Below are 10,735 nucleotides of genomic sequence, written 5' to 3'. Positions count from 1 at the left end.
AGAGTGAACATATTTTGTCTCCTTTCACCTGAGCCAACACGTCATTCCAGCCTTGTACATACGAAGTCAGAGCTTCTGGTTACCGTTCGGATTTTGAGTGACGTGAAAGGTGAAACGGAGGGCTTAAGCTACGAAGAAAGATCGGCGTCTTCAGGGCGGATACAAGCTTCCTCCGTTTCGTGTAACCGGTAGCTAACCAGCTACCGGTCCAAGATACAAGGGTGGATAAACGCCAGCGTCATCCACCGCTCAACATCCCCGCTTTCCCGCATCATGAACAAAATTCACCTTCCGTGAGAATTCCTCAGATCCTGTAGTGATTTTTCAGTTGACGGCCTTCACCTTTTCCTTCATCTTGCTATCTGGACGTCTAAACGTCTGGACAGCAGTAAAACACAACACCACATAATAAAATGCGATTGATGAGGTAAGGGTATGAGCTTTTTTCACGCCAACCAGCGGGAAGCACTGAATCAGAGTCTGGCCGAAGTTGCCGGGCAAATTAACGTTTCCTTCGAGTTTTTCCCGCCGCGCACCAGTGAAATGGAACAGACCCTGTGGAGCTCCATCGACAGGCTCAGCAGCCTGAAACCGAAATTTGTCTCCGTGACCTACGGTGCCAACTCCGGCGAGCGCGACCGTACGCACAGCATCATTAAAGGCATTAAAGATCGTACCGGTCTTGAAGCAGCCCCGCATCTAACCTGTATCGATGCGTCACGTGACGAACTGCGCGCTATCGCCCAGGATTACTGGAACAACGGTATCCGCCACATTGTTGCCCTGCGTGGCGATTTGCCACCAGGCGGCGGCAAGCCGGACATGTATGCCTCCGATCTGGTCACCCTGCTTAAAGATGTGGGCGACTTTGATATCTCCGTTGCCGCTTACCCGGAAGTTCATCCGGAAGCGAAAAGCGCGCAGGCCGATCTCATCAACCTGAAGCGTAAAATCGATGCAGGTGCGAACCGTGCAATCACCCAGTTCTTCTTCGACGTTGAAAGCTACCTTCGCTTCCGCGACCGCTGCGTGGCGACGGGCATCGACGTTGAAATCGTACCGGGCATCCTGCCGGTCAGTAACTACAAGCAGGCCCACAAGTTCGCGACCATGACCAACGTGCGCGTCCCGCACTGGATGGCGAAGATGTTCGAAGGGCTGGATGACGACGCGGAAACCCGCAAAATGGTCGGTGCAAATATCGCCATGGATATGGTGAAGATTTTAAGCCGCGAAGGCGTGAAGGATTTCCACTTCTATACGCTTAACCGCGCCGAGATGAGCTACGCGATTTGCCATACGCTGGGCGTACGCCCCGGCCTGTAAGTAATGAAAATGGCGGGTAACGCAATGTTCCCCGCCTTGGATAACTACGCTTCGTAGGGTAGATAAGCGCAAGCGTCATCTACCGCGGTCTTTACCTAAAGCACATTACTGCCAAACGCCTTCTGCCAGTCCTCTTCAAATTTCACTACCGCTGCCTCCACTGCGGGGGCTGCAAGGAACTGCTGAGCCACATCCAGCGGCAGCGTGATGGCCTCGCAGCCTGCCAGCAGACAATCCAGCGCCTGACGCGGCGTTTTAAAACTGGCCGCCAGCACTTTGCTTTCTGGCGCATGCAGCTCCAGCAACGCCTGAAGTTCCTGAACCATACGAATACCGTCGCCGCCCTGGGCATCCACACGGTTAACATAAGGCGCGACGTACTCTGCTCCCGCCAGCGCTGCCAGCAAACCTTGCGCTGCGCTGTAGACAGCAGTCCCCAGCGTTGGAATGCCCAACAGCTTCAGCTGCTTAATGGCCGCCAGTCCTTCCGCCGTCACCGGTACCTTCACCACAATGCCCGGAACATGCTCTGCCAGCCGCTGAGCTTCACCGATCATGCCTGCCGCTTCACGGCTCATTACCTGAGCAAACAGGCGGCCCTCTTTGCCAACTGCATTTTGCAGACGTGGCAGGACATCCCATATCGATTCGCCGCCAGCGGCTACGATGCTCGGATTCGTCGTCACTCCCTGTAATGGGAAGATGCGTGCCAGGCGTTCTACTTCCGCAACGTTTGCGGTATCGAGATAAAGCTCCATAAATGTAACCCCTTAAATAAATTACAGTTCCAGTTCACGCGAGAGCAGGGCGGCAATAGCGTCGCCATGGGCGGCGTTGACCAGCGCGCTGCGGAAATCTTCATGCATAATGCGGCGGGCAAGGCGGGAGAAAATCCTCATGTGCTGGTCGCCTGCGGCGTGTTTATTTAGCGTCAGCATGATGATGAACTGTGCCTGCTCATCGCCCCAAAGCACCGGGGCAGCAAGTCGCGCCACGCTGATAGTCGATTGCTCAATATGTTCAGATTTGCTGTGCGGGATCGCAAAGCTGAAGCCCAGCCCCGTGGAAAAGACCGCTTCGCGCGCCCACAAATCTGCTTCCAGCTTGCGTGGATAACGGCAGCGCCCGGCAATCAGCAGGTTATCCGTCATCCCTTTGATAACTTCTTCTTTGCTGCGCCAGTCATTGTCCAGCGAGATGCACCCTGAGGTAATCAGCGGGGCATCCTGACGGGACATGCGGAACTGCGCCAGCAGGTGCTCAACCTCAAGGGAGGTGCGGCAGGCCATCGCCTGATTAAGCAGCTGGCGGCAGGCGCGGCTGTCGAGCTGCGCCAGGCGAGCTTTGGTGGCCGGTACCGAAGGGGCGCTCATGCTGATTTCATCCAGCCCCAGACCCACGAGCAGCGGCAGGACGGAGCCTTTTGCTCCCAGCTCGCCACAAAGCCCAATCCATTTGCCCTGGCGGTGCACCGCCTGTACGGCGTAATCCAGCGCCCGCAAAAATGCCGGGTTCAGGCTGTTGTAGTGGCGGGTCACTTTAGAGTTGTCGCGGTCGACGGCCAGCAGATACTGCGTCAGGTCGTTGCTGCCGATGCTGAAGAAATCTATCTCTTCGCAGCACTGGTCAATGATAAACATTACCGACGGGACTTCGAGCATGATGCCGAGCGGGATTTTCTCATCAAACGGAATATGTTCGTCGCGAAGCGACTGCTTGACCTCTGCCAGCTGATCTTTCACCCACAGGATCTCTTCCATTGAGGAGATCATCGGGATCATGATTTTCAACGATCCGTGCGCGGAGGCTCGCAAAATGGAGCGAAGCTGAGTGTGGAATAACGCTAAAAATTCCTGATAGATACGAACGGCACGGTAGCCCAGGAACGGATTATTTTCCGCCGGGATATTCAGGTAATCGACCGGCTTGTCGCCGCCAATATCTATGGTGCGCACAATTATGCTGCGACCGTTCGCCCCCTCCAGCGCCTGGCAGTAAATATTATAGAGTTCGTCTTCGGAAGGCGCGTTGGCACGGTCCATATAAAGCATTTCAGTACGAAACAGGCCGATGGCCTCCGCACCGTTATTAAATGCCGGGGCCGCCTCGACGGAGTGCGCAATGTTGGCCGCCACTTCCAGCCGAATGCCGTCGGCGGTACGACCCTCCTCATGCAGCCAGACTTTTTGCTGGTCGCGTATCGTTTGCTGGACATACGCTTCCTGCTGGTAATAGCGTTTAACCGCCTCGCTGAGGTTCACCGCCACCACACCCAGATCGCCGTCAATCTGTACCGGCTGCTGTAGCCAGCCTGCCAGCGCTTCGGTATCCACTCCCACCAGCGTCGGGATATTAAACGAGCGGGCAAGAATCACGGTGTGCGAGGTCGTGCCCCCGCTGCGCAGTAGCAGGCCTTTGAGCAACGTTTTATCCAGCTCCAGAAACTGGCTGGGGGTGAGCTCATCGGCCATGCAGATGGCTTCATGCCGCAGTTTTCCCGGCGTCGGGAAGCGGGCCTCGCCATAAATATGCTGCAGAAGCTGGAAGCAGACGTCGCGGACATCCAGCACGCGCTCCTGAAGATAGATGCTTTCAGACCGGGAAAACTGCTGGCAAAAATGCTCTGCCGTTTTGACGATTGCGGTTGCACAACCTGCGCCTGTGCTGACGTGCTCCAGCAGCATGGAGCGTAATGAAGCATCACCCGCAAGCGATCGGTGTGCTTCAAGAATTGCGCTGGCCGTCGCATCATTACCCAGAAGCTGGATATTAATTGCTTTGAGCAGGTTTTTCAGACCCCGCTCAAGGGCCGCCTGCTCCTCATCAACGCTACCCGGCCCGGGCAGCTCACCCAGATTGTTCAAATCCAGCGAAGCCAGCTGCACCAGAATGCCTCCGGCGCTGCCGCCGCAAACTGGCATGGCGTGAATCAACGTCGGGTTAAGGCGAGAAAGGGATTCCGGGACGGGTGCGAGGTCACTGTTTGGGGATTGTGGCAGCGGGGCGTCACAGTGGGGAAATTCATCCTTAATAAAAGAGGAGAGTCTGGCAAACGCGTTGTCTTCATCGCTGCCGTTAATGATCAGCTGGCAGTCATCCCCCTTAAGCGTGTCGGTGCTTATCAGCGCGAGTGCGCTTTTGGCATCGCCACGGCGTTCCGTACGCAGGTTGAACCACTCAATTGTGGCGGAAAACTGATTGCACAGCGTTTCAACAAGACTGGCTGGACGGGCATGGACTCCGTTGGGTAAGTCGCAGCGGAAATTTATTACCTGGGCCATAGGGACTCTCCTGAGCCAATTCGAAATATTGACTACAGGATAAGAGCCGCCCGGCCCGGGCCGCCACGGGACAAAACTGTCAAAAACTGGATAAATGTAATGTGTGGGCCAAATTGCGAGACGCCTCACAAAACGCCGATGATGCAATAGATGTAGGGGGTGAGGATAACCTTTGAAGCGGATCTCATTTTTCTTTGTGTATTACAAATGTCCAGTAAATGGCGTTTTTATCCACTGTCTGCCGCTGCCAGGATTACCTATTGTGTGGCCAATATCTTTGCACATGTGCCAATGGCCCGGGAGTGCTTTATGAAAGAGCTTGTCCAGATACTCAAAAATACCCGCCAGCATTTGATGACGGGCGTGTCCCATATGATCCCCTTCGTGGTGGCTGGCGGCATTTTGCTTGCGGTCTCCGTCATGCTCTATGGCAAAGGAGCCGTACCGGATGCGTTAACTGACCCCAATCTTAAGAAGCTGTTTGATATTGGCGTGGCAGGGTTAACCCTGATGGTTCCCTTCCTGGCGGCCTATATCGGCTACTCCATTGCTGAACGCTCGGCGCTTGCGCCGTGTGCGATTGGCGCATGGGTTGGCAACAGCTTCGGCGCGGGTTTCTTTGGCGCGATTATTGCCGGCATCATCGGCGGTATCGTCGTGTATTACATCAAGAAAATCCCGGTTCCGAAAATCCTGCGCTCGGTGATGCCCATCTTTGTAATTCCCATTGTCGGCACTTTTATCACTGCGGGCATCATGATGTGGGGGCTGGGTGAGCCTGTCGGTGCGCTTACCAGCAGCCTGACCCAGTGGCTACAGGGCATGCAGCAGGGCAGCATTATCGTGCTGGCAATAATTATGGGGCTGATGCTGGCATTTGATATGGGCGGCCCGGTGAACAAGGTGGCCTATGCCTTCATGCTCATCTGCGTGGCACAGGGCGTTTATACCGTGGTGGCCATTGCCGCCGTAGCTATTGCCGTTCCGCCGCTGGGTCTTGGCCTGGCGACGCTGATGAACCGCAAAAACTTCAACGCCGAGGAGCGAGAAGCCGGTAAAGCCGCGCTGGTGATGGGCTGCGTCGGGGTAACCGAAGGGGCCATTCCCTTTGCCGCCGCCGATCCTCTGCGCGTTATCCCCTCCATTATGCTCGGCTCCGCCTGTGGTGCGGCAACCGCCGCGCTGATGGGCGCCCAGTGTTATGCGGGCTGGGGTGGTCTGATTGTCCTGCCTGTGGTGGAAGGCAAACTGGGCTACATCGCTGCGCTGCTGGTGGGGGCGGTTGTCACCGCCGTCGCCGTAAACCTTTTAAAAACCTACGCGCGAAAAAAACAGGCCGATGCACCCGTGAAAGCGGAAGACGACCTGGATCTGGATTTTGAAATTAACTGATTAACGAGAAGGAATGAACCATGACCAACATCATCGCTGTTACCGCTTGCCCGTCGGGCGTGGCCCACACCTATATGGCTGCCGAAGCGCTGGAAAGCGCCGCTAAGGCGAAAGGATGGGAAGTTAAGGTAGAAACCCAGGGGTCAATCGGGCTTGAGAACGAGCTGACCGTCGCTGACGTCGCCAGCGCCGATATGGTGATTCTGACCAAAGATATCGGCATCAAAATGGAAGAGCGTTTTGCCGGGAAGACCATCGTGCGCGTTAACATTAGCGATGCGGTAAAACGCGCGGACGCCATCATGAACAAAATTGAAGCTCATCTGGCACAGACTGCCTGAGCCCTATCTTGCAGGAAGGAATCCATTATGACTCATCGTATCGAACGTCTGAAATCTGCGCTTTTTGCCCAACCACGGGAAATCTCTCTGGAGCGTGCCGTGTTGTATACCGAAAGCCACCGCACAACCGAAGGCGAACATGTTCTGCTGCGGCGTGCAAAGGCAACGGCATACATTCTGGATAACGTTGAGATTGCGATTCGAGAAGATGAGTTGATAGCCGGTAACCGTACCGTGAAGCCGCGGGCGGGGATCATGTCGCCGGAAATGGATCCCTACTGGCTGCTGAAGGAGCTGGATCAATTTCCGAACCGCCCACAGGATCGTTTTGACATCAGCGATCGTGACAAAGCGCTTTATCGCGAGCAGCTTTACCCCTACTGGGAAAAACGCTCGATGAAAGACTTCATCAACAGCCAGATGACGGATGAGGTGAAAGCGGCGGTAAAAACGCAGATTTTTAGCGTCAACCAGACGGACAAAGGACAGGGGCATATCATTATTGATTACCTCCGCCTGCTGCAGAATGGACTTGGCAAGCTGGTGGATGAACTGCGTGAGCACAGCATGCAGGCGCCGGGTAACCATTTCTACCAGGCGGCGCTGATTCTGCTGGAGGCATCGCAGCGCCATATTCTTCGCTACGCCGCACTGGCGGAGCAGATGGCAGCAGGCTGCGAAAATGCCGAACGTCGCAGCGAGCTGCTAAAAATCGCGGAGATTTCCCGACATAACTCGCAGCATCGCCCGGAAGATTTCTGGCAGGCATGCCAGCTGTTCTGGTACATGAACATCATTCTGCAGTATGAGTCTAACGCCAGCTCGCTCTCCCTGGGGCGCTTTGACCAGTACATGCTGCCGTTTTATCAGGCGTCGCTTAATCGTGGCGAAAACCCGACGTTTCTGCGCGAGCTGCTGGAGTCCCTGTGGGTGAAATGCAACGATATTGTCCTGCTGCGCTCAACAAGCAGCGCCAGGTATTTTGCAGGGTTCCCGACGGGTTACACCATTTTGCTGGGGGGCCTGACGGAAAACGGGCGCAGCGCGGTCAACGTGCTGTCATTCCTGTGCCTCGATGCCTATCAAAGCATCCAGCTGCCGCAGCCGAATTTGGGCGTGCGGGTGAACGAACTTATCGACCGTCCCTTTCTGCTTAAGACGGCGGAGACGGTGCGCCTGGGAACGGGCATCCCGCAAATTTTTAATGATGAAGTCGTGGTGCCCGCTTTTCTGAACCGTGGTGTTTCGCTGGAAGATGCTCGTGACTACTCGGTTGTTGGCTGCGTGGAACTCTCCATTCCGGGGAAAACCTACGGCCTGCACGACATCGCCATGTTTAACCTGCTGAAGGTGATGGAGATCGTTCTGCTGGAAAATGAAGGCCAGGCCGGGCTGAGCTATGCGGGCCTGATGCAGCAGATCCGCGATAAAATCTGCCATTACATCCGGCTGATGGTCGAGGGCAGCAATATCTGCGATATCGGCCACCGCGACTGGGCGCCGGTGCCGCTGCTCTCTTCATTTATTGACGACTGCCTGCTCAACGGCAGGGATATCACCGACGGCGGCGCACGCTACAACTTCTCCGGCGTGCAGGGCATCGGCATCGCCAACCTCAGCGACTCGCTGCACGCCCTTAATGGCATGGTCTTTGAACAGCAGCGCTTGAGCTTCGATGAGCTGCTGGCCGTTCTGAAAGCGAACTTTGACACGCCGGAGGGCAAACAAATTCGGGCACGGCTGATAAACCGCTTTGAAAAGTACGGCAACGATATTGACGAAGTGGACAACATCAGTGCCGATCTGCTGCGTTTTTACTGCAAAGAGGTCGAGAAATACCGTAATCCACGCGGTGGATCCTTTACGCCAGGCTCTTATACGGTATCAGCTCATGTCCCGCTTGGTGCTGTTGTTGGCGCAACGCCGGACGGGCGCTATGCGGGAGAGCAGCTTGCGGACGGTGGATTATCGCCAATGCTGGGACAGGACTGCCAGGGGCCGACAGCGGTGCTGAAATCGGTAAGCAAGCTGGATAACTATCTGCTTTCTAACGGTACCCTGCTCAACGTGAAGTTCACCCCCAGTACGCTGGAAGGGGACGCGGGTTTGCACAAGCTGGCCGATTTCCTGGGAGCATTTACCAAACTCAAGCTGCAGCATATTCAGTTCAACGTGGTGAATGCCGAAACGCTCCGTGAAGCGCAGCTTCGTCCGCAGGACTTTGCCGGGCTGGTGGTGCGGGTTGCGGGCTACAGTGCCTTCTTTGTTGAGCTGTCGAAGGAGATCCAGGATGACATTATCCGCCGGACAGCGCATCAGCTGTGAAGTCATTGAGGATGAGGGGAGCAGAGCGCGGATTTTTAATATCCAGCGCTACTCCTTAAATGACGGCAGGGGCATCAGGACAGTCGTGTTTTTCAAAGGCTGTCCTCACCACTGCCCATGGTGCGCAAACCCAGAGTCCATCTCCGGGAAGATACAAACCGTACGGCGCGACGCAAGGTGCCTGCGCTGCGCCACCTGCCAGAACGATGCGGATGAATGCCCTTCCGGCGCCATGGAAAGGATTGGACACGACGTCACGCTCGGTGAGCTGGAAAACGAGGTGCTGAAGGATGAGGTTTTTTTCCGATCGTCAGGCGGTGGGATCACCCTGTCCGGGGGTGAGGTTTTGATGCAGGCAGCATTTGCCACTCGTTTTTTAAAACGGCTTAAAATGCTGGGGCTGCGAACCGCAATAGAAACGGCAGGTGACGCCGCGCCTGACAAACTCCTGGCGCTCGCAGAGCAGTGCGATGAAGTCCTTTTTGATGTGAAAATTATGGATCCCGTTAAGGCGAAGGGGGTTCTGAATATGAATCAGCCGCGCGTGCTGCGCAATCTGCGTTTGCTCGTAGAGCGGGGTATGACCGTAATCCCCCGTGTACCGCTGATACCGGGCTACACGCTGGGGGAAAGTAATATGCAGGCGATTCTGGATTTTCTTGCGCCGCTAAAACTTACCGAACTGCATCTGCTGCCTTTTCATCAGTACGGTGAGCCTAAGTATCAGCTACTGGGACTACCATGGCGAATGGCCAGCGTCCCGCCGCCGGATGAGTCTGCAATTAAAGTCGTACGGCAAATGGCCGAGCAGGCGGGTTATCATGTAACCCTTGGGGGCTAGGTAATAACAGAGGAAAGAGGATGACTCGACATTTGGTTGCCGTGACGGCGTGTGTCAGCGGTGTTGCCCATACGTATATGGCCGCAGAACGACTTGAGAAGCTTTGCCTGCAGGAAAAGTGGACCGTCAAAATCGAAACGCAGGGTGCGCTGGGCACCGAGAACGAACTGAATGCGACGGATATTTCGCAGGCTGATGTGGTGCTGTTAATTACGGACATTGAACTGGCAGGAGCCGAGCGATTTGCCCACTGTCGCTGCGTTCAGTCCGGCATCAATGCTTTCCTGCGTGAGCCTCAGAAAGTCATCTCAACCGTGCGCCGTGTATTTGGTACTCCGCAGGAGACGCACATCATTCTGAACTAGCCGTTCCTCTCCGTCAGCTGGCTGTGATACTGGCGGCGGTATTCGGACGGCGAACGCTCGGTATTCTTCCTGAACAGCCGGCAAAAATAGTTACTGTCGATAAAACCACAGGCGTGCGCCACCTCTTTGACCTTCAGATCGTAACGCTTGAGCAGCGTTTTGGCGTGCTCCAGCCGCGTGTAGTTCAGGTATTCGTTAAACCCCACCGAGCCAGTTTTCTGAAACAGGTGAGAGAGGTAGTTCGGCGAGATATAAAACGCCTGGGCAACGGACTCGCGGGTCAGCGGCTCGGCGTATTTTTCATCAATATATTCCCGTACGGCATCAAACAACGCCTGGCTGCGTGAGGCTGTCTGGATCTGGCTGCCAAGAAGGTCGACGCAGTGGCTTAAAAGGCTGCTGACGATGAAGCGCGCGGTTTGCTGTTCGTTGGGCTGCATCACCAGTTCGTTCAGCGCCTGAAGCAGGAATGAACCAATTCGCGGTCCGCGGCGAGCAACGTTTTGCTTTGCGAGCGTGGTGAACGTCTGTCCATCCCAGCGTAAAACGCTGAAACCCAGCTGCTGCTTGCCGAACAGGATGCTGAGGGTTGTTACCGGGGCATTCCACTGCGGGTTATTCCAGCATTTTGCCGGAATATAGAGCACGTCGTATTGCTCAAGCCTTGCGGGCATCCCCGCGTCGCAGGCGTCCATCAGCATGCCATCCAGCACGACCTCCAGCCGTGGGAAATCGACCTGATAGGCAATTTCGGAAGGCGCCGTCTGGCTAGCGGCGAACCAGACGTGCTGTAGACCAGACGGGCTGTTGAGCAAACGGGAAAGGATCTGGCTGACGTCGTAATTCATCATGTTCCGCCTGGCT

At 55.6% G+C, this 10,735-nt stretch carries 9 protein-coding genes; 6 read left to right on the top strand and 3 right to left on the bottom strand.

The window, feature by feature from the left end:
• Positions 1-435: 435 nt before the first annotated feature.
• Positions 436-1,326 (top strand): methylenetetrahydrofolate reductase, encoded by an 891-nt coding sequence (metF, locus tag HYQ67_RS22215; protein ID WP_202307964.1) that lies wholly within the window; start codon positions 436-438, stop codon positions 1,324-1,326.
• Positions 1,327-1,421: 95 nt separating this feature from the next.
• Here metF and fsa read toward each other — a convergent pair whose 3' ends face one another.
• Positions 1,422-2,084, bottom strand: coding sequence for a fructose-6-phosphate aldolase (gene fsa, locus HYQ67_RS22210; RefSeq protein ID WP_202307954.1), 663 nt, complete (start codon positions 2,082-2,084; stop codon positions 1,422-1,424).
• A gap of 21 nt (positions 2,085-2,105) precedes the next feature.
• Positions 2,106-4,607 carry a phosphoenolpyruvate--protein phosphotransferase gene (gene ptsP, locus HYQ67_RS22205; protein WP_202307952.1) on the bottom strand — a complete coding sequence of 834 codons (2,502 nt, stop codon included), beginning with the start codon at positions 4,605-4,607 and terminating at the stop codon, positions 2,106-2,108.
• Between the two features lie 309 nt (positions 4,608-4,916).
• On the opposite strand from ptsP, the gene HYQ67_RS22200 reads away from it, so the two are divergent.
• Genes HYQ67_RS22200 through HYQ67_RS22180 form a run of 5 tightly spaced genes read left to right on the top strand, consistent with a single transcriptional unit; the run spans position 4,917 to position 9,871 of the window.
• Positions 4,917-5,999: a PTS fructose transporter subunit EIIC gene (locus tag HYQ67_RS22200; RefSeq protein WP_202307950.1), complete on the top strand. Its 1,083-nt coding sequence runs from the start codon at positions 4,917-4,919 to the stop codon at positions 5,997-5,999.
• 20 nt (positions 6,000-6,019) lie between these two features.
• The gene (locus HYQ67_RS22195) at positions 6,020-6,340 is read left to right on the top strand and encodes a PTS fructose-like transporter subunit IIB (protein WP_202307948.1); all 321 of its coding nucleotides are present in this window, start codon (positions 6,020-6,022) and stop codon (positions 6,338-6,340) included.
• A 27-nt stretch (positions 6,341-6,367) separates the two neighbouring features.
• A complete protein-coding gene (locus HYQ67_RS22190) occupies positions 6,368-8,665 on the top strand; it encodes a formate C-acetyltransferase (protein ID WP_202307946.1) in 2,298 nt (765 codons plus the stop codon).
• Positions 8,631-9,506 (top strand): [formate-C-acetyltransferase]-activating enzyme, encoded by an 876-nt coding sequence (locus HYQ67_RS22185; protein ID WP_202307936.1) that lies wholly within the window; start codon positions 8,631-8,633, stop codon positions 9,504-9,506. The genes HYQ67_RS22190 and HYQ67_RS22185 overlap by 35 nt, the downstream gene beginning before the upstream one ends.
• A 20-nt stretch (positions 9,507-9,526) precedes the next feature.
• A complete protein-coding gene (locus HYQ67_RS22180; protein WP_202307934.1) occupies positions 9,527-9,871 on the top strand; it encodes a PTS fructose-like transporter subunit IIB in 345 nt (114 codons plus the stop codon).
• Here HYQ67_RS22180 and HYQ67_RS22175 read toward each other — a convergent pair.
• A complete protein-coding gene (locus tag HYQ67_RS22175; protein WP_202307968.1) occupies positions 9,868-10,719 on the bottom strand; it encodes a helix-turn-helix domain-containing protein in 852 nt (283 codons plus the stop codon). The genes HYQ67_RS22180 and HYQ67_RS22175 overlap by 4 nt on opposite strands.
• Positions 10,720-10,735 lie beyond the last annotated feature (16 nt).

Source organism: Dryocola clanedunensis subsp. sulfonylureivorans (assembly GCF_016756775.1).
GTDB classification, from domain to species: domain Bacteria; phylum Pseudomonadota; class Gammaproteobacteria; order Enterobacterales; family Enterobacteriaceae; genus Dryocola; species Dryocola clanedunensis.
Note: the sequence above shows the minus strand (reverse complement) of the source record. Positions and strands in the feature narration are given on the sequence as shown.

Coding starts and splice junctions, on each gene's coding strand:
- HYQ67_RS22190 (WP_202307946.1), top strand. CDS start 6,368: ATGACTCATCGTATCGAACGTCTGAAATCTGCGCTTTTTGCCCAACCA.
- HYQ67_RS22180 (WP_202307934.1), top strand. CDS start 9,527: ATGACTCGACATTTGGTTGCCGTGACGGCGTGTGTCAGCGGTGTTGCC.
- ptsP (WP_202307952.1), bottom strand. CDS start 4,607: ATGGCCCAGGTAATAAATTTCCGCTGCGACTTACCCAACGGAGTCCAT.
- HYQ67_RS22175 (WP_202307968.1), bottom strand. CDS start 10,719: ATGAATTACGACGTCAGCCAGATCCTTTCCCGTTTGCTCAACAGCCCG.
- HYQ67_RS22185 (WP_202307936.1), top strand. CDS start 8,631: ATGACATTATCCGCCGGACAGCGCATCAGCTGTGAAGTCATTGAGGAT.
- HYQ67_RS22195 (WP_202307948.1), top strand. CDS start 6,020: ATGACCAACATCATCGCTGTTACCGCTTGCCCGTCGGGCGTGGCCCAC.
- HYQ67_RS22200 (WP_202307950.1), top strand. CDS start 4,917: ATGAAAGAGCTTGTCCAGATACTCAAAAATACCCGCCAGCATTTGATG.
- metF (WP_202307964.1), top strand. CDS start 436: ATGAGCTTTTTTCACGCCAACCAGCGGGAAGCACTGAATCAGAGTCTG.
- fsa (WP_202307954.1), bottom strand. CDS start 2,084: ATGGAGCTTTATCTCGATACCGCAAACGTTGCGGAAGTAGAACGCCTG.